The 25,210-nt window shown below is 73.6% G+C and carries 23 protein-coding genes, 1 tRNA gene and 1 pseudogene; 21 read left to right on the forward strand and 4 right to left on the reverse strand.

Going from position 1 to position 25,210, the window contains the following annotated elements:
- Positions 1-29: 29 nt before the first annotated feature.
- Entirely contained in the window at positions 30-899 is an 870-nt protein-coding gene (locus ACF08F_RS14280) for a class E sortase (protein ID WP_392298782.1), read from the forward strand.
- Here the strand turns inward: ACF08F_RS14280 and ACF08F_RS14285 are convergent.
- Entirely contained in the window at positions 841-2,310 is a 1,470-nt protein-coding gene (locus ACF08F_RS14285) for an MFS transporter (protein ID WP_392298783.1), read from the reverse strand. The two genes, ACF08F_RS14280 and ACF08F_RS14285, sit on opposite strands and share 59 nt — an antisense overlap.
- Positions 2,311-2,401: 91 nt before the next feature.
- On the opposite strand from ACF08F_RS14285, the gene ACF08F_RS14290 reads away from it, so the two are divergent.
- The 5 genes from ACF08F_RS14290 (at position 2,402) to ACF08F_RS14310 (ending at position 6,911) form a co-directional block, all read left to right on the forward strand.
- Positions 2,402-2,959: a winged helix-turn-helix transcriptional regulator gene (locus tag ACF08F_RS14290; protein WP_392298784.1), complete on the forward strand. Its 558-nt coding sequence runs from the start codon at positions 2,402-2,404 to the stop codon at positions 2,957-2,959.
- Between the two features lie 60 nt (positions 2,960-3,019).
- Positions 3,020-3,313 (forward strand): DUF6412 domain-containing protein, encoded by a 294-nt coding sequence (locus tag ACF08F_RS14295; RefSeq protein WP_392298785.1) that lies wholly within the window; start codon positions 3,020-3,022, stop codon positions 3,311-3,313.
- 121 nt (positions 3,314-3,434) lie between these two features.
- On the forward strand, positions 3,435-4,175 hold the full coding sequence (locus tag ACF08F_RS14300) for a YidC/Oxa1 family membrane protein insertase (protein WP_392298786.1): 741 nt from the start codon (positions 3,435-3,437) through the stop codon (positions 4,173-4,175).
- Between the two features lie 137 nt (positions 4,176-4,312).
- Positions 4,313-5,170 carry a fumarylacetoacetate hydrolase family protein gene (locus ACF08F_RS14305; protein WP_392298787.1) on the forward strand — a complete coding sequence of 286 codons (858 nt, stop codon included), beginning with the start codon at positions 4,313-4,315 and terminating at the stop codon, positions 5,168-5,170.
- A gap of 106 nt (positions 5,171-5,276) precedes the next feature.
- The gene (locus ACF08F_RS14310) at positions 5,277-6,911 is read left to right on the forward strand and encodes a choice-of-anchor A family protein (protein WP_392298788.1); all 1,635 of its coding nucleotides are present in this window, start codon (positions 5,277-5,279) and stop codon (positions 6,909-6,911) included.
- Here ACF08F_RS14310 and ACF08F_RS14315 read toward each other — a convergent pair.
- Both ACF08F_RS14315 and ACF08F_RS14320 read right to left on the reverse strand, forming a co-directional pair.
- Entirely contained in the window at positions 6,883-7,368 is a 486-nt protein-coding gene (locus tag ACF08F_RS14315) for a heme-degrading domain-containing protein (RefSeq protein WP_392298789.1), read from the reverse strand. The two genes, ACF08F_RS14310 and ACF08F_RS14315, sit on opposite strands and share 29 nt — an antisense overlap.
- On the reverse strand, positions 7,365-8,489 hold the full coding sequence (locus ACF08F_RS14320; protein ID WP_392298790.1) for a Gfo/Idh/MocA family oxidoreductase: 1,125 nt from the start codon (positions 8,487-8,489) through the stop codon (positions 7,365-7,367). The genes ACF08F_RS14315 and ACF08F_RS14320 overlap by 4 nt, the downstream gene beginning before the upstream one ends.
- Before the next feature lie 71 nt (positions 8,490-8,560).
- On the opposite strand from ACF08F_RS14320, the gene ACF08F_RS14325 reads away from it, so the two are divergent.
- The 14 genes and pseudogenes from ACF08F_RS14325 to ACF08F_RS14390 all read left to right on the forward strand — a co-directional run.
- Positions 8,561-9,721: an ROK family protein gene (locus ACF08F_RS14325; protein WP_392299108.1), complete on the forward strand. Its 1,161-nt coding sequence runs from the start codon at positions 8,561-8,563 to the stop codon at positions 9,719-9,721.
- Between the two features lie 124 nt (positions 9,722-9,845).
- Positions 9,846-10,904, forward strand: coding sequence for a hypothetical protein (locus tag ACF08F_RS14330; protein WP_392298791.1), 1,059 nt, complete (start codon positions 9,846-9,848; stop codon positions 10,902-10,904).
- Between the two features lie 200 nt (positions 10,905-11,104).
- The gene (locus ACF08F_RS14335) at positions 11,105-11,872 is read left to right on the forward strand and encodes a GntR family transcriptional regulator (protein ID WP_392298792.1); all 768 of its coding nucleotides are present in this window, start codon (positions 11,105-11,107) and stop codon (positions 11,870-11,872) included.
- Between the two features lie 137 nt (positions 11,873-12,009).
- Entirely contained in the window at positions 12,010-13,131 is a 1,122-nt protein-coding gene (locus ACF08F_RS14340) for a TIGR03364 family FAD-dependent oxidoreductase (protein ID WP_392298793.1), read from the forward strand.
- Between the two features lie 89 nt (positions 13,132-13,220).
- Positions 13,221-13,913: a phosphonatase-like hydrolase gene (locus ACF08F_RS14345; protein WP_392299109.1), complete on the forward strand. Its 693-nt coding sequence runs from the start codon at positions 13,221-13,223 to the stop codon at positions 13,911-13,913.
- Positions 13,910-14,962 carry an ABC transporter ATP-binding protein gene (locus tag ACF08F_RS14350; protein ID WP_392298794.1) on the forward strand — a complete coding sequence of 351 codons (1,053 nt, stop codon included), beginning with the start codon at positions 13,910-13,912 and terminating at the stop codon, positions 14,960-14,962. Before ACF08F_RS14345 ends, ACF08F_RS14350 begins: the two co-directional genes overlap by 4 nt.
- A gap of 127 nt (positions 14,963-15,089) precedes the next feature.
- Positions 15,090-15,986, forward strand: a complete 897-nt coding sequence (locus ACF08F_RS14355; protein ID WP_392298795.1) for a 2-aminoethylphosphonate ABC transporter permease subunit — start codon at positions 15,090-15,092, stop codon at positions 15,984-15,986.
- On the forward strand, positions 15,973-16,770 hold the full coding sequence (locus ACF08F_RS14360) for an ABC transporter permease (RefSeq protein ID WP_392298796.1): 798 nt from the start codon (positions 15,973-15,975) through the stop codon (positions 16,768-16,770). The genes ACF08F_RS14355 and ACF08F_RS14360 overlap by 14 nt, the downstream gene beginning before the upstream one ends.
- A gap of 225 nt (positions 16,771-16,995) precedes the next feature.
- Positions 16,996-18,054 carry a 2-aminoethylphosphonate ABC transporter substrate-binding protein gene (locus tag ACF08F_RS14365; protein ID WP_392298797.1) on the forward strand — a complete coding sequence of 353 codons (1,059 nt, stop codon included), beginning with the start codon at positions 16,996-16,998 and terminating at the stop codon, positions 18,052-18,054.
- 164 nt (positions 18,055-18,218) lie between these two features.
- A complete protein-coding gene (locus tag ACF08F_RS14370; protein ID WP_392298798.1) occupies positions 18,219-19,763 on the forward strand; it encodes an alkaline phosphatase family protein in 1,545 nt (514 codons plus the stop codon).
- Between the two features lie 79 nt (positions 19,764-19,842).
- Positions 19,843-20,622, forward strand: coding sequence for an HAD-IIA family hydrolase (locus ACF08F_RS14375; RefSeq protein WP_392298799.1), 780 nt, complete (start codon positions 19,843-19,845; stop codon positions 20,620-20,622).
- 117 nt (positions 20,623-20,739) lie between these two features.
- Positions 20,740-21,423 carry a PT domain-containing protein gene (locus tag ACF08F_RS14380; protein WP_392298800.1) on the forward strand — a complete coding sequence of 228 codons (684 nt, stop codon included), beginning with the start codon at positions 20,740-20,742 and terminating at the stop codon, positions 21,421-21,423.
- Between the two features lie 2 nt (positions 21,424-21,425).
- Positions 21,426-22,085, forward strand: a complete 660-nt coding sequence (locus ACF08F_RS14385; RefSeq protein WP_392298801.1) for a class F sortase — start codon at positions 21,426-21,428, stop codon at positions 22,083-22,085.
- Between the two features lie 357 nt (positions 22,086-22,442).
- Positions 22,443-22,832: pseudogene (locus ACF08F_RS14390) on the forward strand (glycoside hydrolase family 6 protein); the annotation flags it as partial.
- 97 nt (positions 22,833-22,929) lie between these two features.
- Here the strand turns inward: ACF08F_RS14390 and ACF08F_RS14395 are convergent.
- A tRNA-Lys gene (locus tag ACF08F_RS14395) sits at positions 22,930-23,003 on the reverse strand.
- Positions 23,004-23,186: 183 nt separating this feature from the next.
- Between ACF08F_RS14395 and ACF08F_RS14400 the strand changes: the two genes are divergently transcribed.
- On the forward strand, positions 23,187-24,629 hold the full coding sequence (locus tag ACF08F_RS14400; protein WP_392298802.1) for a peptidoglycan-binding protein: 1,443 nt from the start codon (positions 23,187-23,189) through the stop codon (positions 24,627-24,629).
- The last annotated feature ends 581 nt before the right edge of the window (positions 24,630-25,210 follow it).

A 25,210-nucleotide genomic window follows, 5' to 3' on the forward strand; every position in this document is an offset into this window, starting at 1 on the left:
TTGGCGCCTCAGCGCTTATCGTGCCCCGCGTGCGGGACAGGGTGCGGGAGCGACGGGCGCGAGTGCCGGTCGTCGTCCAGGGGCGGGGGCGGCGTCGCGCCGGCGCCCGCGTGCTGTGGGTGTGCGCCGAGACCGTCGTCACCTGCGGGGTTGTCGTTCTCCTGCTCGTCGTCCATCAGCTCTGGTGGACCAACCAGCGGGCCCGCGCCGAGGCCCGCGAGCAGGTCGCCGTCCTTGAGCGGGAGTGGGAGATCTCTCCTTCTGGGGAGGCACCTGAGACGTCTGGGACATCTGAGGAATCTGAGGTGCCTGAGGTGTCTGAGGTGCCTGAGGCAGGGGAGGTCGAGGGAGGTGGGGATATAGGGGAGAGTCCTGGGTCTCGGGGGTCCGCCGTGCCCCGTGAGACCCGGTCCGCGGGGCGTGACGTGTCCGTTCCGCCGGTGCGGGCTTCCGCCGCCTTCGCCGTGCTTCGTATTCCCCGGCTCGGGCTCACCGCGCCCGTCGCCCACGGCATCTCCAAGCGGTCCGTCCTCGACAAGGGGTACGTCGGGCACTACCCCGGCACCGCCGGGCCCGGCCGGGCCGGGAACTTCGCCCTCGCCGGGCATCGGAACACCCATGGTGAGCCTTTTCGGTACATCAACCGGCTCGTTCCCGGGGACGTCATCACTGTGCGGACCCGGGCGCGTACCTATACGTACCGCGTCGACCAGGTCCTTCCGCAGACCGCGCCCCGTGACGTCGGTGTCGTCCGGCCCGTGCCCCGGTCCCTCGTCAAGCCGTCCTACGGGTACTCCACCGCCGGCTCCTACCTCACCCTCACCACCTGCACCCCCGAGTTCAGCAGCGCCTACCGGCTCGTGGTGTGGGCGAAGCTCGTCGGCCCAGGAGGAGCGTGAGCGCCGCGCCCGTCAGGGCCAGTCCCGCCGAGACCAGGAGCGCCGTGTCCGGGCCCGCCGGTGTCAAGGCCAGGGTCAGGGCCACGCCCGCCGCGGAACCGATGTACCGGGCGGTGTTGTTCGCGCCCGAGCCCATCGCCGCACGCTCCGGCGGTACGGAGTCCACGGCGAGCCGGGGCAGGGCGGCGTTCAGGAGGCCGCTGCCCGCGCCCGCCACCAGGAGGCCGGGGAGGAGGCGTGGCCAGGGGCCTTCCAGCGCGCCGAGGAGGGTGAGGACGCCTGCCGCGGACAGGGCGAAGCCCAGGGTCAGTTGGTACGCGGCGGACAGCCGGCCCGCCAGGCGCCGCGCGTGGAGCGCCACCACGAACGCGGTGCCCGACCAGAGCACGAACAGCCAGGCCGCCCCCAGCGGTGACATCCCCGCCCCGCTCTGGAGCAGCGCCGGCACCACGCTGAACAGGCCGATCACGGCCAGGCCCGTGAAGAGGGCCCCGAGCGTCGACGCCAGGAACGCCGGCCGCCGTAGGAGCGCCGGGTCGACCATGGGCGTACGGCTCCGGTGCTCGATCGTCGCGAAGACCGCCGTCAGGGCGGCGGAGGCCAGGAGCAGGAGGGTCACCGGCGCCCGCAGCCAGCCGTCGCGGCCGAGCGTGAGTGCCGTGAGCAGGGCCGCCAGGGCCAGGCCGAGGGTGAGGGCGCCCGGGAGGTCGGGGCGCGTCCGCCGGGCCGGCCGCGCCGTCTCCGGGGCGGGTGCGTGGGGCGGCTCGCTCGTCTCGAGGGCGGGTGCGTGGGGCGGCTTCGCCGTCTCCAGGTCGAGCGCGCGGGCGCCCACCGCAGCGATCACCAGGGCGCCGAGGCCCAGTACCCCGTACGCCAGGCGCCAGTCCACCAGGCTCAGCGCGCCCGCGAGCAGCGGGCCGAGCGCGATGCCGCCGCTCACCGAGGCGCCCCAGACGCCGGTCGCCCTGATCCGGTCGCGTCCCGAGGGGTACGCGTCGGCCAGCAGGCCCAGGCTGCCCGCGAGGACCGCCGCGCTCGCCGCGCCCTGGGCGATCCGGGCCAGGGTGAAGGTGAGGGTGGAGCCCGCGAAGGCGCCGAGGGCGGTGGCGGCGCCCAGGGCGAGGGTGCCGAGGAGGAAGACCCGGCGCCGCCCGTGCGCGTCGGCGAGGCTGCCGGCCACCAGGAGGAGGACGGCGAGGCCGAGCGGGGTGCCGTTGAGCAGCCAGGCCCGGGCCGAGTCCGGCGTCCCGAAGGCGGCGGCCGTGGCGGGGAGGGTGAGCATCGGCGCCGTGTAGTTCATCAGGGCCACGGCCGTGGCCGCGCCGGTCACCGCGAGCGTGGCGGAGGGGCGGGATGTACGCGTACGGAGAGGGGAGGGGGTGCGGGGGGTGGTGAGGGCTGGTCGGGGCATGGTGGGGACCTCCACACCTGTTGGTTCATTGAATGAACCTACGCTAGCAGCTCAGTTCATTCAATGAACCCGTGATGGGTACGATGGAGCCATGGCACTCGGCAAGGACTACGCCCACCAGCAGTGCTCCATCGCCCGCGCCCTCGAGGTCGTCGGCGAGCGCTGGACCCTCCTCGTCGTCCGCGACGCCTTCTACGGCGTCCGCCGCTACAACGACTTCCTTGTTCACCTCGGGGTCCCGCGCGCGGTCCTCGCCGCCCGCCTCCAGGCCCTCGTCGAGGCCGGCGTCCTCGACCGGCGGCGCTACCAGGACTCGCCGCCGCGTGACGAGTACGTGCTCACCGAGCGCGGCCTCGCCCTCTGGCCCGTCCTGCGCGCGCTCGGCGCCTGGGGGCGGGCCGAGGTCCCCGGAGCCGTACCGGTGCGCCACTTCCACCACGCCGCCTGCGGCACCGAACTCGGCGCGTACGGCGAATGCCCCGCCTGCCGCGTCCCCGTGCCGCCCGCCGACGTCGAGATGCGGCCCGGCGAGGGACTCGACCCGGATCCGGGCGATCCGGTCGGCCGCGCGCTGCTCCTGCCCCGCCGGCTCCTCGCTCCCGTGTTCCCGTCGGGGCGCGAAGACGTGGCCGGACGCGGGAACTCCTGATCCGGGCCGGGCGTCTTCAGGGTGAGACGTGTCGGAGAACCGGGCGGGAAGGGGTGTGAGATGACGGTCAGGAGCCGGCTGCTGCGCGTGCTCGCGCCGGTCTTCTTCCTGCTCGCCCTCGCCGGACTCCTCCTCTCCGACGGCGCGGGGCTCGCCGCCGTCGTCCTCGCCGCGACCACCGTCGTCTGCGCCCTGATCGGCGCCCCGGCGGCTCCCGCCGTCCCGGCCACCCGCGTCCGCACGGCGATACGCGACCGGGAGCGGCGGACCGCCTTCCTGCCCCAGCGCGATCCAGACGCCGCCGGCCGCCGCAGACCCCGAGCTCCCGGCCGTCCCCTCCCGACGGCCGCGTAGGGAGCCCACGCCGGCACCCCCGGAGAACGGGGAGCGCCCGCACGCCTGAGGTCCTCACGCGGATCCGTCATGCCGAGACCCGAATATCTCCCGGCACGACGAGACCCCACGGAGGGCTCCCTTGTCCGTCTTCGCTTCCCTGGTCGAGCGGCTCGCCGACCTGCTCCAGCCGCTCTTCGCCACCACCGCCACGGCCGCCGCGATCGTCCTCTTCACGATGCTCGTACGCCTCGCGGTCCACCCGCTCTCCCGGGCCGCGGCCCGCGGCCAGAAGGCCCGCACCCGGATCGCCCCGCAGCTCGCGGCCCTCCGCAAGAAGCACGCCAAGAACCCCGAGCGCCTCAAGAAGGCGATGCTGGAGCTGCACGCCAAGGAGAAGGTCTCACCCTTCGCCGGGATCCTGCCCAGCCTTCTCCAGGCGCCCGCGTTCCTCCTGATGTACCACCTGTTCTCCGGTGACCGGATGGCCGGGCACACGCTGTTCGCCGCCCCGCTCGGTGACCACTGGGCCGACGCGCTCTCCCACGGCGGCGTGTTCGGGCCGGCGGGACGCGTCTACCTCGTCCTGTTCGCGCTCGTCACCGCCGTGGCCGTCTTCACCTACCGCCGTACGAAGCGGCAGCTCGCCGCCCAGCCCCTCGACCTGGGCCAGCCCACACCCGGCGCGGGGGCGATCACCAAGGTGATGCCGCTGCTCTCCTTCGCCACCCTCATCACGGTCGCCGTCGTCCCCCTCGCCGCCGCCCTCTACGTCGTCACCAGCACCACCTGGAGCGCCGTCGAACGGGCCTTCCTCTTCCGGGAGGAGAAGGGGCCGACGGGCGGGAGGAAGGCCTCCGGCACCGTTGCTACTCGCGCGTAAGGGTCCAGTGCGTGAACGGGGTCTTGCAGAGTGACCCGATGTCTTGGAGGATCGACCAATCCTCCGATGGCCGCACTCCATCGGCCGGGGCACCTCAGGGCCCTTCCCGGGCCCACCTCGACCACAGGGAGAAGACCATGAAGCTGCTGCGTGTAGGCCCGCCGGGAGCCGAGCGTCCTGCCCTGCTCGACCAGGACGGCACCCTCCGCGACCTGTCCGCCCTGGTCGACGACATCGACGGCGCTCTCCTCGCCGACGCCTCGACGCTCGACCGGGTCCGGGGCGCGGCCGCGGCCGGTGTGCTGCCCGCGCTCGACGCGGCCGGCCTGCGGATCGGCCCGCCGATCGCCCGCATCGGCAAGGTCGTGTGCATCGGGCTGAACTACCACGGTCACGCCGCCGAGACCGGCCAGGCCACCCCGGCCGAGCCCGTCGTCTTCCTCAAAGCCGCCGACACCGTCGTCGGCCCGGACGACACCGTGCTCGTACCGCGCGGCTCGGTCAAGACCGACTGGGAGGTGGAGCTCGCGATCGTCATCGGCCGTACCGCCCGCTACCTGGAGACCGACGAGCAGGCCCTCGCGCACGTCGCCGGCTACGCGGTCGCCCACGACGTCTCCGAGCGCGAGTTCCAGATCGAGCGCGGCGGCACCTGGGACAAGGGCAAGAACTGCGAGACCTTCAACCCGCTCGGTCCCTGGCTCGTCACCGCCGACGAGGTGCCGGACCCGCAGGACCTCTCCCTCCGTCTCTGGGTCAACGGCGAGCTCAAGCAGGACGGCCACACCTCCGACCAGATCTTCCCGGTCGCGGAGGTCGTCCGGTACGTCAGCCGGTTCATGACCCTCTACCCCGGCGACATCATCAACACCGGCACCCCCGCCGGCGTCGCCATGGGGCAGCCGGAGCCCAAGCCGTACCTGCGCCCCGGCGACGTCGTCGAGCTGGAGGTCGAGGGGCTCGGCCGGCAGCGGCAGGAGCTCAAGGGCGCCTGAGGCGGCCTGAGGGCATGATCACGCGTGCGGCGCGTGAAGCGTGAAATCGGCGGCGTCCCCGTGGGGCGTCGCCATTTTCATACTGTTTTTTTGCATATTGCACCTTATGGAACGAAACGCTCATGGTCAGCGGCCCTCTTGGCGCCGCCTCGCTGCCATCGCCGCGGCCACGGTCGGCGCCACCGGACTGGTCGGCGCGCTGGCCGTCAACGGCTTCGCCGATCCCCTGCCGGGCGGCCTCGGCCCCTGCAAGCCGGGCAACTGCCCACCCAGCGGCTACCCCGAGATCAACAGCGGCACCGTCGTGTACCGCGACAACAACATCAACATCTTCGTCGGCGGCGACTTCCTCGTCCGTGAGGCCGCCGCCGAGGCCGAGGGAAAGATCGTCGTCCTCGGCGGTTTCGACCAGAACAAGAAGGCCGGCGTCTCGAGCGTCTACAACGTCGGCATCGTCGGTGCCGGTTCGCGCATCCCGCCCGACAACGACAGCGAGTTCCTCACCGTCGGCAAGGACCTCACGGTGGCCGCCGGGCAGAGCCTCCTCGCCGAGGAGGGCACGGTCAAGGGAGTCGTCGAGTACGGGGGCGTGCTCTCCGGAACAGTGGTCCCCGCCGCGGTCCACGACGCCGCGGCCGCTGCCCGGTACACCGCCCTGCGGGGTCAGCTCACCGACGCCAGCCAGTGTTACGCGTACGTCGACGGCGCCTCCCGGACGGCCACCGGAACCGCCGAGAACAAGAGCTACGAGACCGTCTTCACGGGCGACGGAAGCTCGGCCCTCCAGGTCTTCAACGTCGACTTCGACCTGGAGTCGGCGAGCGGAGGGGCGCAGGACATCCGCTTCGAGGGCATCCCGGCGGGTGCGACCGTCCTGGTCAACGTCCTCGGCTCCGAGCGCACCGTCGACACCAACATCAACCAGCTGCCGAACGGGCTGCGCGAGCGCGTGCTGTGGAACTTCCCGGACGCGGCGACGGTCAAGTTCGAGGGCGGGGCGCAGTTCGCGGGCAGTGTGCTCGTCGGCAACCAGGCCAGCACGACGACGGTCACGATGCCGGGCACGAACGGCCGCTTCTTCACCACCGGGAACCTGACGCACGCTTCGGAACCCACGGGCGGCGGCGGCCAGGAGATGCACGCCTATCCGTTCGACGGCGACCTGCCGTCCTGCGGGGAGCCCACCCCGACGCCGACGCCGACCGATCCGACGCCGACCCCGACGGATCCGACGCCCACGCCGACGGATCCGACGCCGACCCCGACGGACCCCACGCCCACGCCGACGGACCCGACGCCCACGCCGACGGACCCGACGCCCACGCCGACGGATCCGACGCCCACGCCGACGGATCCGACGCCCACGCCGACGGACCCCACGCCCACGCCGACGGACCCGACGCCCACGCCGACGGACCCCACGCCGACCCCGACGGATCCGACGCCCACGCCGACCGACCCGACGCCCACGCCGACGGATCCGACGCCCACGCCGACCGACCCCACGACCGGTGGCTCCACCGGTGGTGACACCGGCGGGTACGGCGACTCCGGTGACCCGGGCGGTTACGGGGACTCCGGCGGTTACGGCGACACCGGCGGCAACCACGGCCCGCACGGCGAGCTGCCCGAGACCGGCGCGGGCACCGGGAAGATCGTCATGGGTGCCACGGCCGTGGGACTCGCCCTCGGCGGCGGGATCCTGGTGACGGTCAGCCGTCGGCGGAGGCGTACGAACTGAGCAGCCGTTCCAGCGCCTCGACGACCAGTGCATGGTCCTCGGCCTGCGGCAGGCCGGAGACCGTGACCGAGCCGATCACCCCCGCGCCCTCGACCGCGACCGGGAACGAACCGCCGTGGGCGGCGTACCGGTCGGGGTCGAGGCGCGAGGACGCCTCGAAGGTCGTCCCCTTGGCGCGGAACCGCGCGCCGACCAGGAACGAACTCGCGCCGTACCGCTCGACGACCCGCCGCTTCCGGTCGATCCACGCGTCGTTGTCGGCGCTGGACCCCGGCAGCGCGCAGTGGAACAGCTGCTGGGCCCCGCGCCGGACGTCGATCGCGACGGGGGCGCGGCGCTCCCGCGCCATGCCGACGAGGAGGCTGCCGAGCGTCCAGGCGTCCTCGTACGTGAAGCGGGGGAGGACCAGCCGGGCCTCCTGCGCCTCCAGGGCGCCCACCTCGTCCACCGTGCTCACAGCTTCACCGTGACGCCCTCGCGGGCCGACCGCTTCGCCGCCTCCAGGACGTCGAGCGCGGCGGCCGCCTCGTGCGCGGTGACCGGGTTCTCGCCGGTGCCGCGGAGGGCGGCGGCGACGGCCGCGTAGTACGCCGGGTAGGCGCCCGGCAGCGACGGGACCGGGGTGCCGCCGCCGGTCGCCGGGGACTCCCCGGAGCCGAGCCGGCCCCACAGTTCCTCCGGCTCCGTGCCCCAGACCGTGCCCGGCACGGGCCGCAGGCCCTCGCGCAGGGCGGCCTCCTGCGGGTCGAGCCCGTACTTCACGAAGCCCGCGCGCTGCCCGAGCACCCGGAAGCGGGGGCCGAGCTGGGCGGTGGTGGCACTGACGTACAGGTGGGAGCGGACCCCGTCGGCGTGGGTGATCGCCAGGAAGGTGTCGTCGTCGGCGGCGGCGCCCGGGCGGCGTACGTCCGACTCGGCGTACACCGAGACCGCCGGGCCGAAGAGCACGAGTGCCTGGTCGACGACGTGGCTGCCCAGGTCGTAGAGCAGGCCGCCGATCTCCTCGGGGGCGCCGGACTCGCGCCAGCCGCCCTTGAGCTGCGGCCGCCACCGCTCGAAGCGGGACTCGAAACGCTGGACCTCGCCGAGCGCGCCCTCGTCGAGGAGCCTGCGGAGGGTCAGGAAGTCGTTGTCCCAGCGGCGGTTCTGGAAGACCGAGAGCAGCAGGCCCCGCTCCTCGGCGAGGGCTGCGAGGGCGCGCGCCTCGGCCGCGGTACCGGCGAGCGGCTTGTCGACGACGACGGGGAGACCGGCCTCCAGGGCGGCGGTGGCGACCGCGACGTGCGTCTTGTTCGGCGAGGCGACGACGATCAGGTCCAGCTCGTCGGCCCCCTGCTCCCACAGCTCCTCGGGGGAGGCCGCGACCCGCACGCCGGGGTGGGCGGCGCGCGCCTCGGCGGCCCGCTCCGGGTTGCGGGTGGTGACGGCGGCGAGGGTGAGGTCCTCGGAGGCGGCGATCAGCGGGGCGTGGAAGACGGAGCCCGCGAGGCCGTAGCCGACGAGCCCGACGCGGAGCGGGGCGCCCGGAGTGCGCGGGGTACGGGGGTCGGTGTCGGTGCCGGAGCCTGTGCCAGTCATGCACCTCACTTAAGCAACGCTGTTGCCAAAGTGCAAGCGGCCGCGACAATGGGGGCGTGAAGAGGGAGCAGATGTATGCGAAGGGCCTCGGCGGCGTGAACGTACCGGCGCTGCGCAGCCACAACGCGGCGCTCGTGCTCGACCTCCTGCGCACGGCGGGGGAGTCGGGGATCAGCCGCCTGGAGCTGGCCGAGAGGACCGGTCTCACCCCGCAGGCGGTCAGTAAGATCACCGCCCGGCTCCGGACCGAGGGCCTCGCGGCGGAGGCGGGCCACCGCGCCTCGACGGGCGGCAAGCCCCGCACGGTCCTGCGCCTGGAGCCCTCCGCCGGGCACGCCGTCGGCGTGCACCTCGACCGCGACGAGCTGACGACCCTCCTGACGGACCTCGCGGGCACGGTCGTGACCCTGCGCCGCCGCCCGGTCAACCTGGGGGCGGGGGCCGGTCCGGTCCTGGACGCGGTGACGGAGGAGGTACGGGCGCTGCTCGGTGAGGGAGGCCGGGAGCCGGCCGGTGAGGGAGGCCGGGAGCCGCTCGGTGAGGGAGGCCGGGAGTCGGCCGGTGAGGGAGGCCGGGAGCCGGCCGGCCCCGGACCCCGCCCCGTCCTCGGGGTCGGCGTCGCGATGCCCGGGCCCCTGGACCATCGCGCCGGGATGCCCGGCCGCGTGACGGGCTTCCCCTCCTGGGACGGGTACCCGGTACGGGACGAGCTGGCCCGGCGCCTCGGGCTGCCCGTCGTCCTCGACAAGGACACGAACGCCGCCGCCCTCGGCCTCGCCCTCCGGCCCGGCGCCCCCGGCTCCTTCGCCTACGTCCACCTCGGTACGGGGCTGGGCGCCGGCCTCGTCCTCGGCGGCGCGCCGCTGCGCGGGGCCAGGACCGGGGCCGGCGAGCTCGGACACCAGGCCGTCCAGCTCGACGGGCCCCCGTGCGACTGCGGCGGCCGCGGCTGCCTGGAGGTCCTCTGCCTGGCGGCGGTCGCGCGCGGCGAACTCCCCGGGGCCGCGCGGATCCTCGGTGCGGGCGCGGCCAACCTCGTACGGCTCCTCGACATCGACCAGGTCCTGCTCGGCGGGCGCGTGGTGCTCGGCGCGCCCGAGGTGTTCGCGGACGGGGTGCGGGAGGTCCTCGCCAGGCTCGGGCTCCCGACGCCGGTCGCCGTGGCCTCGGCGCCGCAGGCGGTCGCGGTGGGGGCGGCGTGGCTCGTTCTCGCTCCGATCTTCGGACAATAGGCTGATCGGGCGGAATGCCCGGGCCGTGCGGGTGTGGGGGCGGTGTCGCTGCCCGGACCGCCCGCGCGGGCGTGGCAGCGTCGCGGCCGACCCGTACGCCCGCGAGCAGCAAAGGCAGCCACCCATGGCATCCGCCCCCCTGCGCCAGCGCAGCGCCCTCGTCGTGACCGCGACCACCGCCACCGTGACCGCCGTGACGGCGACCGTGACCGCCGCCGTGACGGCGACCCTCGCCCTCGCGGCCCCAGCACTCGCGGCCCCGGCGCCGGCTGCCTCCGCCCCAAAGGCCTCCGCCCCCAAGGCCTCCGCTCCGATGGCGTCCGGTCCGCAGGAGCTCGGTCCACAGGCGCTCGCCCCCAGGGGATCCACCCCGGGGACCCCCGCCTCCCTGCCGCTCGCCCCCGCGCCCCCCGCCCCCGAGGCCCCGAAGGTCCCCGCCCCCGATCCGCCCACGCCCTCCTGCGGCAACGCCCCCGACGGCGGGTTCCCGCTCGCGGCCCGGATCCACGGCGGCCCGGACGAGTACCCGGCCGGCGGCCCGCTCCGGACCTGGAAGCTGGACCTCACGAACGCGACGGACGCGTTCTGCACCGGCGTCCACCCCGTCCTCGTCCTCGCCGACCGGGACCGGGTGCTCCGGCCGGCCCAGATCCGCTTCGAGTTCTACGACGAGGGCTCGGCCCGCTGGCGGCCCGTGGCCTTCGAGACGACCGAAGAGGCCGAGAACGTGGGCGTGTTCACCGACTTCGGCGGCTTCGCGGTCCCCGCGGGCCGGACCCTCACCGTCCCCGTACGGCTCGCGTTCCGCGAGGACACCGCCCCCGACGAGGTCACCGTGAGCGCGGCGGTCGTCCAGCGCCGGGGCGCCGACGGCGACTGGGTCGGCGCGGCCGACGAGTACCGCCTGACCGTCGGCCCCGCCGAGCCCGAGGCGTCGGCCCCGCCCCAGCCGAGCCGCGAGGCGGCCGACCCGTCGGCCCCGCCTTCCGGGAGGCCGGAGGCTCCGAAACCCCCCGAGGGCGCGGAGGGTGCCCACCCGGATCGCGAACTGGCCCACACGGGAAGGGAGTCCGGCCGGGACGACGCCCTCCTGATCGGCTCGTTCGCGGCCGGGCTGCTCCTGCTGGGCGCCACCCTGGTCCGCACCGCCCGACGGGCGAATGCAGCCCGCCCCCGAGGCTGACCCCCGCCCCCTCCCGCCCCCGCCCCCTCCCGCCCCCCGCCCCCTCCCGCACCCCGGCAACCAAGGCACCCGCGGCGCCCCGTACCCCCGGCGCCCCCGGCACCCAAGGCACCCGCGGCGCCCCGTACCCCCGGCGCCCCGCACCCCCAGGCCACGTCCCGTACACCTTCCCGTTCATCCCCGTCTGCGACGATCCCTCCGTGAACTACCAGACCGCCCCCGCCGACCCCGGCGCCCCCGTCCGCTCCGGCGTGCCCGAGCACGGCAGGGTTCCCAAGTACTACGCCGTGAAGGCGAAACTCACCCTGCTCGTCGACGAGTTGGGGGAGGGTGGGCTGCTGCCCACCGAGCGCGACCTCGCCGTCCGGTACGAGGTGTCCCGCGAGACCCTCCGGCAGGCACTGCGCGAACTGCTCCTGGAGGGACGGGTGCGCCGCCAGGGCCGGGGCACGGTCGTCGCGGGTCCCAAGCTCGAACAGCCCCTCTCGCTCGCCAGCTACACGGAGGGCGTCCGCCGCCAGGGCCGCCGCCCCGGCCGAAGCCTCATCTCCCTCGACCGTTTCCCCTGCCCGGAGGCGCTCGCGCCGGAGGTCGGCGCCGAACGCGGCGAACCCGTCTGGCACATGGAGCGGGTGCTGCTCGCCGACGACGAGCGGGTCGGCCTGGAGAGCACGTACGTCTCCGAGGCCCGCGCCCCGCGCCTGGACACCGAGTTCGACCCGGACTCCTCCTTCTACGCCTACCTCCACGACCACCTCGGCGTGACCTTCGGCGACGCCGACGAGCGCATCGAGACCGTGCTCGCGACCCCGCGCGAGGCCCTGCTCATCGGTACGCCCCCGGCGCTGCCGATGCTGCTGCTCCACCGGGTCTCCCGGGACACCTCGGGGCGCCCCCTGGAGCGGGTCCGCACGCTCTACCGAGGCGACCGGTTCAGCTTCACCGCGCACCTGGGCCGCCAGGACTGACCCACAGGTCCTGCCGGGCAGCCCCGGACACTGCATAACGAACAGATAACGGGTCTGGTCCAAGCTTGTCGGTCCGTTCACCGTCCCGTTCCCCGCCGGATCCGTCCGGGCCACCCGCCACCACGACCGTTTCGGCCATGAAGGTGATCGTCGTAGGAGCCGGCGTGGTGGGAACCATGCACGCCTGGCACGCAGTGGAACGCGGCCACGAGGTCGTACACATCGAGCGCGAGGCCGAGGCGCGCGGGGCGTCCCTCCGCAACTTCGGCCAGATCTGGGTGAGCGGCCGCGCCGGCGGGGAGGAGCTCGACACCGCCCTGCGCGCCCGTGAGCTGTGGGAGGGCATCGGCGCCCGGGTCCCCGGGCTCGGCTTCCGGGCCATCGGCTCCCTCACGCCCGTACGGGACGACCTGGAGCTGGCCGTCGCCGAGGCCGCCCTCGCGCGGCCCGACGCCGCCGCCCGCGGCTACAAGCTGCTGACGGCGGACGAGGCCCGCGCGGTCAACCCCGCCCTGCGCGGGACGTTCGAGGCGGCCCTCTGGTGCGAGCGGGACGCCGCCGTCGAGCCGCGCCTCGCCCAGCTCGCCCTCCGCGAGGCCCTGCTCGCCACCGGGAAGTACACCTTCCTGCCGAACCGCGAGGTCCGGGACGTCGTCGGCCGGGGCGCCGTCCGCGACGACCGGGGCGAGACGCACACCGGCGACGCCGTCGTCCTGTGCACCGGCGCCTGGCTCTCCGGCCTGGTCCGCGAGATCGCCGGCGAGATACCCGTCCGCCGGGTCCGGCTCCAGATGATGCAGACCGCGCCCCTCGGCGAGCCGCTCACCACCTCCGTCGCCGACGCCGACTCGTTCCGCTACTACCCGGCGTACGCGTCCCCGGCCCTGGACGCCCTCAACGAGGGCCGGCCGCAGGACCCGACCGCCGCCGCCCACAGGATGCAGCTCCTGATGGTGCAGCGGCTCGACGGCGGACTGACCATCGGCGACACCCACGAGTACGAGCACCCCTTCGCCTTCGACACCCTCGAAGACCCGTACGACCACCTCACCCGTGTCGTCGAGTCCTTCCTCGGCCGCCCGCTGCCGAGGATCAGGCGCCGCTGGGCCGGGGTGTACGCGCAGTGCGTCGACACCAGCAGGGTCGTGCACCGCCAGCGGGTCGCCGACGACGTGTGGCTGGTGACCGGACCCGGCGGACGCGGCATGACGTGCTCGCCCGCCATCGCCGAGACGACCGCGAACGAACTGGCCTGGTGAAGCGCCCCATGAACCCGAAGAGCCCCATGAACCCGAAGAGCCCCATGAACCCGAAGAACCCGATGCACCCGATGCACCCGAAGAACCCCATGCACCCGAAGCACCCCATGAACCTCGTCGTCCTCGACATGGCCGGCACGACCGTCGCCGACGGCGGTCTCGTCGAGCGGGCCTTCACGGCCGCCGCCGAACGCCTCGGCGAGGACCCCGCCACGATGATCGACCACGTCCGCGCGACCATGGGCGAGTCCAAGATCTCCGTCTTCCGCCATCTCCTCGGCGGCGACGAGAGCCGCGCCCGGCAGGCCAACCTCGCCTTCGAGGAGGCGTACGGAGAGCTCGTCTCCGGCGGCCTGGTCACACCCGTCCCCGGCGCGGCCGAGGCCATCGCCACGCTGCGGGACCAGGGCAGGACCGTCGTCCTCACGACCGGCTTCGCCCGGGTCACCCAGGACGCCCTCCTCGACGCCCTCGGCTGGCGCGACCTCGTCGAGCTGACCCTCTGCCCGGCCGACGCCGGCGGCAGGGGCCGCCCCTACCCGGACCTGGTCCTCGCGGCCCTCCTCCGTACGGGCGCGGTCGACGACGTCCGCCGGGTAGTGGTCGCGGGCGACACCTCGTACGACATGCTCAGCGGCTCCCGCGCGGGCGCCGGGATCGTGGCCGGCGTCCTCACCGGCGCCCACGGCGAGACCGCGCTCAAGGAGCACGGCGCGACCCACGTCCTCGCCTCGATCGCCGAACTCCCGTCGCTCGTCACGGAGTCGGAGACCGAGGCGTGAACAGCGGCATCCGCTTCGAGGGCGTCTCCGTCGCGTACGGCGGGACCACCGTCCTGGACCACCTCGACCTGACCGTCGAACCCGGCGAGGTCATGGCCCTCCTCGGGCCCTCGGGATCCGGCAAGACGACCGCGCTGCGGACCGTCGCCGGCTTCGTGCGGCCGGCCTCCGGGCGGGTCCTCATCGGCGGCGAGGACGTCACCGCCCTCCCGCCGTACAAGCGGGGCATCGGCATGGTCGTCCAGCAGTACGCGCTCTTCCCGCACCTGCGCGTCGACGCCAACGTCGCCTTCGGCCTCAAGGCGCAGAAGGCACCCAAGGCCGAGATCCCCGCCCGGGTCGCCGAGGCCCTGGAGATGACGGGCATGGCCGCCTACGCGCGCCGCTACCCGCGCGAGCTCTCCGGCGGCCAGCAGCAGCGCGTCGCCATCGCCCGCGCCCTCGCGATCCGGCCGCGCGTCCTGCTCCTCGACGAACCGCTCTCGGCCCTCGACGCCCAGCTCCGCTCCGGCATGCTCGCCGAACTGGCGAGGCTGCACCGGGAGCTGCCCGAGGTCTCGATCCTGTACGTCACCCACGACCAGGTCGAGGCGCTCACCCTCGCCGACCGGATCGCCGTCATGGACAAGGCCCGGCTCCAGGACTGCGGCACCCCGCAGGACCTGTACCGGCGCCCGCGTACGGAGTTCACGGCGTCGTTCGTCGGCAACGCCAACCTGCTGCCGGTGACGGTCGGCGCGCGCGGGGTCGCCTTCGCGGGGACCGACCTGGAGGTCGCCACCGACGGCGTGGCCCCCGGCTCGGGCGCCACCCTGTGCGTCCGCCCGCACCTGGTCGGCCTCGGCGACGGCCCGAACGCGCTCCGGGGCCGCGTCGCCGAGGTCCAGTGGCGGGGCTCCACCCACCGGCTGTACGTCGAGGTCGGCGGCCACCGCGTGAAGGCGGACGTGCGCGAGCTCCGGGAGACGCCGCTTCTCGGGGCCGAGGTCACCTTGCACTTCGCCCCCGAGGACGCCGTCCTGCTCGGCGCGGGGGTGGCCGATGGCTAGGGCGTGTTGCGAAAGTAGCGCCGGCTGCCCGAAGGGCGGGCCCGGCGGGGTCTGGTGCGTGCGATCGCAAGGCGGAGGGTCGCCCCGATACTGGATGTATCGGGGTGATCCCGACAACGCGGCGAGCGTGCGTGCCAGGCGCCGTCGGGCAGGCGGGACTTTCGCAACACGCCCTAGCGCCGTCACCGCCGCCGCCCCCGCCGGACGCACCCCGAAGGCGAGGCGTACCACCCCCACCTGGGTCTGGGCCCTGCCGCCCGTCGCGGTCCTCGCGCTCGTCTTCCTCTACCCGCTCGCGCTGGTCGTCCAGGAGTCCCTGGCGCCCGGTGCCTACGCCGGTGTCCTCGCCTCCGAGTCGTTCCGCGACGCGCTCGTCACCACCGTGTGGCTCGCCGTCGCCTCCACGGCCGGCTGTCTGGTCCTCGGCTTCGTGCTCGCGCTGGTGATCGCCTTCGTGCCCTTCCCGGGCGGGCGGGCGGTCGCGAAGTTCGTCGACGTCTTCCTCTCCTTCCCGTCGTTCCTGGTCACGCTCGCCCTGCTGTTCCTCTACGGCACGGTCGGCATGGCCAACGGCGTCTGGACGGACGTCACCGGCGACGCGACCGGCCCCTTCCGGTTCCTGGCCACGCCCTGGGGCGTCCTCCTCGCCGAGATCACGTACTTCACGCCCTTCGTGATGCGCCCGCTCCTCGCCGCGTTCTCCCAGCTGGAGACCGCCCAGCTGGAGGTCGCGTCCTCCCTCGGCGCCCGGCCCCTGCGGATCGTCCGGCAGGTGATCCTGCCGGAGGCGCTGCCCGCGCTCGCCGCGGGCGGCAGCCTCGTCCTCGTCATGTGCCTCAACGAGTTCGGGATCGTCCTCTTCACCGGCGCCAAGGGCGTCACGACCCTCCCGATGCTCGTCTACAGCAAGGCGATCCTCGAATCCGACTACGCCGCCGCCTGTGTCGTCGCCGTCGTCAACGTCGCGCTCTCCGTGGGCCTCTACGTCCTCTACCGGGGGGTGAGCCGCCGTGCTGGTGCATAGCCGTACGGGCAGGTGGACGGCGTGGGCGCTGTTCGCGGTCCTCTTCGTCCCGCTCTTCGCCCTGCCCCTGCTCGTCGTCGTCGCCGCCTCGTTCTCCACGCACTGGTCCGGCGCCTTCCCCTCCGGCCCCACCACCGCCCACTACGCGGCCGCCGTGCGCGGGGAGTCCCTCCAGGCGCTCACCACCAGCCTGGTCACCGCCGTCGCCGCGAGCCTGATCGCCCTGACCGTCGGCACCTGGGCGGCGCTCGCCTCCGCGGCCCTGGGCAGGCGGGGCCGCCAGATCCTCGACGCCCTGTTCATGCTGCCGGTCGCCGTGCCGTCCGTCGTCGTCGGACTCGCCGTCCTCGTGGCCTTCTCGCAGCCGCCCGTGCTCCTCAACGGCACGCGCTGGATCGTGATCCTCGCCCACACCGTCCTCGTCACGGCCTTCGCCCACCAGTCGGTGTCGGCGGCCGTCCGCCGCCTCGACCCGGTGTACGAGCAGGTGGCGGCGGGCCTCGGCGCCCGCCCCTCGTACGTCCTGCTCCGGGTGCGGCTCCCGCTCCTGCTGCCGTCGCTGAACGCGGCGGCCGGGCTCTGCTTCGCCCTCTCCATGGGCGAGCTGAGCGCCACGATGATGCTCTACCCGCCGGACTGGCTGCCCCTTCCGGTGCTCATCTTCACGGCCACCGACCGGGGTTCGCTCTTCACCGGTTCGGCGCTCGCCGTGATCCTCATGGCCGCGACCCTGCTGGCCCTGCTCGCCGTCTCCCGCATCCGTACCAGAGCCTCCTTCCGCTAGGGCGTGTTGCGAAAGTCCCGCCTGCCCGACGGCGCCTGGCACGCACGCTCGCCGCGTTGTCGGGATCACCCCGATACATCCAGTATCGGGGCGACCCTCCGCCTTGCGATCGCACGCACCAGACGCCGTCGGGCCCGCCCTGCGGGCGGCCGGCGCTACTTCCGCAACACGCCCTAACCGGCCCCGAACCGGTGGCCGCACCCGTCATCAGGAGAGAACGACGCCATGCTTACGCACGCCAAGCCGATCGCCGCCGTCACCGGCGCCCTCGCCCTCGCCGCCACCCTCACCGCCTGCGGCGGCTCCACCTCCGCCGCCGACGCGAAGACCGTCACCGTCTACAGCGCCGACGGCCTCAAGGGCGAGGCGGGCGACGGCTGGTACGACAAGGTCTTCAAGGACTTCGAGAAGCAGACCGGCATCAAGGTCGAGTACGTCGAGGGCGGCTCCGGCGAGATGGTGCAGCGCGCCCTCCGCGAGAAGAGCAACACCCAGGCCGACGTCATCGTGACCCTGCCGCCCTTCATCCAGCAGGCCGACTCCAAGGGCCTCCTCCAGGCGTACGTGCCCAAGGGCGCCGACCAGGTCGGCGGCGGCGACAAGTCCGGCGACGGCAAGTGGACCTCGGTCGTCAACAACTACTTCGGCTTCATTCACAACAAGAAGGAGCTGCAGGCCGCGCCCAGGAGCTGGGAGGAGCTGCTCGACGCCAAGTACAAGGACAGGCTCCAGTACTCGACCCCCGGCGTGGCGGGCGACGGCACCGCCGTCCTCATCAAGGCCATGCACGACTTCGGCGGCCAGGAGCCGGCCATGGAGTACCTGAAGAAGCTCCAGGCCAACAACGTCGGCCCGTCGTCCTCCACCTCCAAGCTCGCCCCGAAGGTCGACAAGGGCGAGCTGCTCGTCGCCAACGGCGACGTCCAGATGAACTTCGCCCAGGCCCGGTCCATGCCCAACCTCGGCATCTGGTTCCCTGCCAAGGGAACCGGCAGGCCCACCACCTTCGCCCTGCCGTACGCCGCCGGCCTGGTCGACAAGGCCCCGCACGCCGACAACGGCAGGAAGCTGCTCGACTTCATGCTGAGCGAGCGGGCCCAGCGTGAGGTCAGCGTGATCGGCGGCGGCTTCCCGGCCCGCAGGGACGTCAAGCCCACCGACGCCAACGCCATCGAACTCGCCAAGCTCCTCGAAGGCGTCGAGATCTTCGAGCCGGACTGGTCCGACATCGACAAGAACCTCAAGACGTACGTCGACGCGTGGAAGTCCGCGACCGGCAGCTGACCCGTAGCCGACCCGCAGCCAAGAGTTCACCGCACGCCCCTGGAAAGCCCCCGTACATCGCGGAAAGATAACGGGTACGAACCGAAGGTCAACGCCCCTGAGAAATCAGGGGCGTTGGCATGCCCTCGCTTCCCTTTCCACGGAATTCCACGGAGGACTCCGACATGCCGATCACCGGCATCTCCCGCCGCACCGTGCTCGCCGCCGCAGGCGCCGGCGCGGCCGTCACCGCCGCCGGCGCGCTCGCCGCCCCCGCCGCCCACGCGGCCGCCACCGCCGCGCCCACGCTCCCCGACGGCACCAGCAAGGACAAGGTGCTCGTCGTCGGCATGGACGGCCTGCGGTACGACAGGATCGACGCGGCCAAGGCCCCGCACCTCAAGTCCCTGATGGCGGGCGGCACGTTCGGCCGCTCCCTGCTCTACGCCGACCCGATGGCCGCGACCTCCTCCGGCCCCGGCTGGTCCACCATCTCCACCGGCGTCTGGCCCGACAAGCACGGCGTGAAGGACAACACCTTCGCCGGCAAGAACTACGGCACGTACCCCGGATTCCTGGCCCGGCTGCACCAGGTCCGCCCGCAGCTCTCGCTCTTCGCCGCCGTCGACTGGCCCGAGCTGGACACCCACGGCACCGTCACCCCCGGCGCCGACGCCAAGCTCGTGTTCAACAACAACTACGTCGTCAACGACCTGGTGATCACCGAGGCGACGGAGGACGTCCTCCGCAACCAGAACCCCGACGTCCTCTTCGTCTACTTCGGCGAGACCGACGAGATCGGCCACAACTACGGCGCAGCGCACAGCAAGTACCTCGATGCCATCGACGTCCAGGACGCCTACCTGGGCCGCCTCCTCGCCGCCATCAAGGCCCGCCCGTCGTACGCCACCGAGCGCTGGACGGTCATCGTCACCACCGACCACGGCCACACCGACGGCGGCGGCCACGGCGGCTCCAGCATCGAGGAGCGCCGCACCTTCGTCCTCGCCCAGGGCCCGGGCATCGCCGCCGGCGCCCGCCCGATCGACACCCGCCTCGTCGACGTCGCCGCCACCGTCTTCCACCAGCTCGGCATCGTCCCCGACCCGTCCTGGGGCCTCGACGGCAAGCCGGTCCAGCAGCGCTCCACCGACCCCTTCGACGCGCTCTACGGATCGCTCTCCGGTCGCGTCGACGAGACCGGCATCCCCGCCGGGGTCCTCGGCTTCACCCGTACCGCACCCAGCGGCTGGTCCGTCATCAACAACGCGATGGGCACCGGTGGCATGACCGAGTGGCGCGGCTGGTCCTTCGCCACCGACGAGTTCTGGTCCCGCGCCCAGCGCGACCAGTCCCGCGAGCTCAACGTCCGCGCCCGGGGCGTCTTCGCCGTCGCCGACTCCGACGAGTGGGCCGACAAGTCCTTCTCCGGTACGTACGACTCGACGCTGGTGACCCCCGCGTACGACGTCTCCGGCGCGACCCGGGCGACCCTGGACTTCACCACCTTCTACCGCCAGGAGGGCAGCCAGACGGCCCAGGTCCTGGCCGGCTTCAACGGCGGCACCCCGACCGTCGTCAGGAGCTACACCTCCGACGTGGTCTCCAAGCCGCAGTCGCTCACCGTGAACGTCCCCGCCGGGGCGTCCAGCGTGAGCTTCCGCTTCCGCTACACCGGCGCCAACAACTGGTACTGGACGATCGACGGGGTCAAGGTCACCGCATCCTGACTACCCTGGGGGCGTCGCCACAGCGCTGTCGCGGCGCCCCCAGCACACCGCACGTCTGTACGGCAGGAGTCCCGCACCCATGGCAGAGCGCAAGCCGATCGAATCCTGGCTGACCGACATGGACGGCGTCCTCATCCACGAGGGCGTCCCGATCCCCGGCGCCGACGCGTTCATCAGGAAGCTGCGGGAGACCGGGAAGCCCTTCCTGGTCCTCACGAACAACTCGATCTACACGGCCCGCGACCTGCACGCCCGCCTCGCGCGCATGGGCCTCGAAGTCCCCGTCGAGAACATCTGGACCTCGGCCCTCGCGACCGCCAAGTTCCTCGACGACCAGCGCCCCGGCGGCACCGCGTACGTCATCGGCGAGGCCGGCCTCACCACCGCGCTGCACGACATCGGCTACGTCCTCACCGACCACGACCCGGACTACGTGGTCCTCGGTGAGACCCGGACGTACTCCTTCGAGGCGATGACCAAGGCCGTCCGGCTCATCAACGCCGGAGCCCGCTTCATCTGCACCAACCCCGACGAGACCGGCCCCTCCCTGGAGGGCCCGCTCCCGGCCACCGGCTCCGTCGCCGCGCTCATCACGAAGGCCACCGGCAAGGAGCCGTACTTCGCGGGCAAGCCGAACCCGCTCATGATGCGCACCGGCCTCAACGCGATCGGCGCCCACTCCGAGTCCAGCGCGATGATCGGCGACCGGATGGACACCGACATCCTGGCCGGCCTGGAGGCGGGCATGCAGACCTTCCTCGTCCTGACGGGCCTGACCAGCCAGGCCGAGATCGACCGCTTCCCGTTCCGCCCGTCGAAGATCGTCGACTCGATCGCGGACATCGTCGACCGCGTGTAAGGACGCCCCGCCGCCGTCCCCTGCGGATGCGAAGAGCGCCGATCCGGGTGAACCTGCCAGTACCAGGAGGTCACGATGCGCATCTGTCCCATTGCTCTCCGTGCCGCAGGGGCGGCCGTGGTGCTCGTACTGGCGCCCACCACCGGCGGCGCGTACGCCCACGACGGGGTGAAGGCCACCGTCACCCCGTCCCCGGCCTCGCCCGGCGCCGACGTCGACGTCCGCGTCCAGGGCTGCAAGGGCACGACCGGTGCCGCGAAGTCCGAGGCGTTCGTCGCCGACGTCGAGCTCACCGGCAAGGACGGCGGGGACCGCCCCCTGTCCGGGGACACCACGGTCAGGTCCGGACTCAAGGACGGTACGTACCGGGTCGCCGTGGTCTGCGACGGCCACGACCACCGGGACGCCGGCACCGTGCAGGTCGGCCACCGGCGGCCGACCGACAAGCCGACGCACAAGCCGACCGACAAGCCGGCGCACGAGCCGACGCACAAGCCGACCGACAAGCCGGCGCACGAGCCGACCCACCACGCGACCCCGGTCGCCCCGGTCCGCGCGGGCGGCGGCGGCACCGCCGCCTTCGCCGCCCCGGCCGCCCCCGGAGTCGCCCAGACCACCACCGAGAGCGGCCTCGGCACCCCGTACACCCTGCTCGGCCTCGGCATGGCCGCGATCGCCGCCGTGGCCGTCGCCTTCCGCAGCTCCCGCCGCCGCGCCGCCGAGGCCTCCGGTACGGGCACGGGCGCCGCCTCCGGTACGGGTCCGGGCTCCGGCGCGGGGTCGGGCTCGGGCTCGGACTGACGATGACGTCCGGAACCCGCCCGGCGGGCACCGGGCGACTCGTCACCGGCGTGGCCTGGGCACTGCTGCTCCTCGGGCTCTGGCTCTGGGGCCGCGAGGTCACGGAGGGCCCCGGGGGCAGCTCGGCGCCCACCCACGGCGACATCGCCGCCGTGGGCCGGCCGCTCGGCGCGGCGCTGCCCCCGGCCCACGAGCCGATCGCCGCCGTCGAACCCCGGCGCGTGGAGGTCCCGTCGCTCGGCATCGCCGCGCCCGTCGTGGCGCGCGGCCTGGACGCCACGGGCGCGATCGACCCGCCGCCCTTCGACCTGCCGCACACGGTGGGCTGGTTCGGCGCGGGCACCCGGCCCGGGGCGGCCGGGGCGGCCCTCCTCGTCGGCCACGTGGACACCGAGGCCCGCCCGGCGGTCTTCTACGGCCTCAGCGCGGCCCGCCCCGGCGCGAAGGTCCTGGTCACCCGGACGGACGGCACGGTCGCCGAGTTCACGGTCGACGACGTCCAGGTCTTCCCGCGCGAGGACTTCGACGCGAGCCGGGTCTACGGCCGCCGCGAACCCGGCCGCGCCGAGCTCCGCCTGATCACCTGCGGCGGCACCTTCGACCGCACGGCCGGCGCGTACTCGGCGAACGTGGTCGTCTCGGCGTACCTCACCGGCACCTGAACCCGGGGGACCCGGGCCGACCGGCGCCCGGCCGGCGGCTCGCGTCCCGCGGCGCCACCGGCCGGTCCGGTCCTCGACCGCGGGGCTCACGGGCGGCGGGAGGAGCCCGGTGCCGGCCGCGGGAGGTCGGGGTTCCGGAAACTGTAGAGGCCCTGCCCCGCCCGGCCCAGAGGGCTGTCGTGTCACGATGACGACGACCGGTCCGTACGTGCCGAGGGGCCCGGAATGTCCGCACGTCACCGCCGGCCCCGACCGCCCAGGACCCTCCCGGTCCGCGCGCTCCTGCTGCTCCTCGCGGCGGGCCTCGCCGCCGGCTGCACGGGAGGCCGGGGCTCCCCGCCCGGCGCCACCGCCCAGGTCTCCGCCGCCGTCGTGGAGGAGCGTCCCGGGGAGCGGTACGCACTGCTGAAGGCGGCCGTCCTGCGGCTGAAGCGGCAGCCGGCGACCACGGCGAGCACCGGGTACGGCCGGCAGCTGTCGACGCTGCTCGGCGGCAAGCCGTTCGTGATCGACACCAGCAGGAACGGGAACGGCCCCTACCTGGAGGGCGACCCGGCCCGGAACCGGTGCAACCCGCCGGGCCGCGCGCTCGGCACGCCGCCGACCCGCAGCACGGGGGACCCGCTGGTCGCGGCCTACCTGTGGATCAAGCGCCCGGGAGAGTCGGACGGGGAGTGCCGGGGCGGCCCGCGGGCGGGGGAGCGGTTCGACGCGTACGCGCTGGAACTGGCCAGGAACACCCGGTAGTTCGGGCGGCCGAGGCCGGTCGCGGCCGATCAGGGCCGATCGGGGCCGGAAATCACCAAGACCCCCTCACCGATGGTGAGGGGGTCTTGACTTTGCGTGCGCCGCCAGGGACTCGAACCCCGGACCCGCTGATTAAGAGTCAGCTGCTCTAACCAACTGAGCTAGCGGCGCCTGCTGACAAAGAGAACTCTACCTGACCTGGAGGGGTGCTCCTGACCAATATCGATCGCGTCCGGCCTGTCGGATGGTCGTACTGGCCCTTCAATCCGTCAAAATGCGATTTGTCCAGACAGTTGAGACACTGGCGCCCGAAACAAGGGTCAAAAGATCTTGACGAGTGTGGAGGGGAATCGCATGAGCGTGCCGGTTTTCGAGGAGTTCGAACCCGCGGCCGACTGCGGCTGCCCGGGCTGCGCCCAGCAGCGCCGTGGCCTCGCGCTCGGCCTGCCCGTGCGGGCGGGCGGCCACCCGGCGGCGCACGGCGCGCGCCGCGCGCTGGTGCTGGTGACGGCGGCGGGAGTGGTGCTCGGAGGGGGAGGCGCGGGCGCGGCGACGGCCCTCGCGCGCCCGGCGGAGCCGTTCACCCCGGCGGATGCGGGGGCGGGCCCCGGGGTGGACGCGGCGGTTCTGCGGGAGGCGCCGGCCGTGGACCCCTGGCCGGGACCGGAGACCCCGCAGGGCGGCCGGGGCCCGCTGCACGGAGCGCCCGGCCCGGGCCCCCAGCCGTCCACGACACCGGCCCCCGGTACGGGCACGGCCACGACGCCTCCCTCCACGGACCAGATCTCGACGGGCACGCTGAGGCAGACCACTCGGGCCGAGATCATCAACCGCGCGAAGCTGTGGGTGACGGCCCAGGTCCCGTACTCCATGGAGAGGTACTGGTCGGACGGTTACCGTCAGGACTGCTCCGGCTACATCTCCATGGCCTGGAACCTGCGCAGCAACGAGTGGACCGGCAGCCTCGACCGCTTCGCCGAGAAGATCGACCGCACCGAGCTCCAGCCCGGGGACATCCTGCTGTTCCACAACCCGGCCAACCCGACGCGCGGCTCGCACGTCACGATCTTCGGCGGCTGGACCGACTACACGCACACCTCGTACATCGCGTACGAGCAGACGAAGCCGCGCACGCGGAAGCAGGCGACGCCCATGGCGTACTGGGAGAACTCCGACCGGTACGTGGCCTACCGCTACAAGGCCGTGGTGAGCGGCGGCAGCGGGGGCGGCACGACCGGCGGGGGGTCGACCGCGACCCCGAAGCCGGCGACGCCGTACCCGGGGGCGGGGAAGTTCGGCCCGGGCGCGAACAACGCCTACGTCACCCAGCTCGGGAAGCTCCTCGTCGAGCGCGGCGGCAAGAAGTTCTACACCAAGGGGCCCGGCCCGAAGTGGGGCGAGGCGGACCGGCGGGCGACCCAGGCGTTCCAGCTCGCGCAGGGCTGGAAGGGCAGGGACGCGGACGGCCTGCCGGGCCCGCAGACGTGGGAGCTCCTCGTGACCGGCGAGGGCAGGAGCATCGGCGGATCGGGTGGTTCGGGCGGTTCGAGCGCGAATGCGACGGGGTTCCCCGGGCGTGGCTACTTCCGTCCGGGCCAATCCAACGCATATGTGGAGAAGCTGGGCAAACAACTGGTGAAGCGGGGCTTCGGCAAGCACTACCTGTCGGGACCCGGTCCGCGCTGGACGGAGGCGGACCGCCGCAACGTCGAGTCGTTCCAGCGGGCTCAGGGCTGGCGCGGCGCAGCGGCCGACGGCTACCCGGGCTCGGAGACCTGGCGGCGCTTGTTCCGATGACCCCGAGAGCATGAGGTGGACCCGAATGACCGCATCGACCCCGACCCCCGCGGACTCCGGCGCGGCGGCCTCGCGTGACGCGGCCCGCACGGCCAGACGCCTGACGGACGGCACCCTCCCCCGCACGTCCCCACCGAAGACCGGAGACCCGACCCCGAGAACCCCTGAGTTCCCCCGCGACGGAACCCCACCGACCCCCGGGCCCGGGCCCCTGGCGACTTCGGAGGCCGAGACCCCGGCGACTCCGGAGGCCGGGACTCCGACGGCCCGCGAGGGCGGGACTTCGGTGGCTCCCTTGGGCGGGACCCCGGCGGCCCATGAGGTCGGGACTCCGGTGGCTCCCCGGGGCGGGACCCCGGTGGCCCCCGATGCGGGGACTCCGGGGACTTCGCGTGGTGGGACCCTGCCGGCCTCCGAGGCGGGGACTTCGGGGACTTCCCACGGTGGGACCCCGCCCGCCTCCGGTGCGGGGACCCCGGCGGCCCCCATGGGTGGAGCCCTGACTGCGCCCCAGGTAGGGACCCCGACCGGGGAGCGGGGTGTGGCCGGGCCTTCGGAGCGGACTGTGCGTCCGGACTCAC

It is taken from the genome of Streptomyces sp. NPDC015130 (assembly GCF_043080005.1).
In the GTDB taxonomy this organism is placed as follows: Bacteria; Actinomycetota; Actinomycetes; order Streptomycetales; family Streptomycetaceae; genus Streptomyces.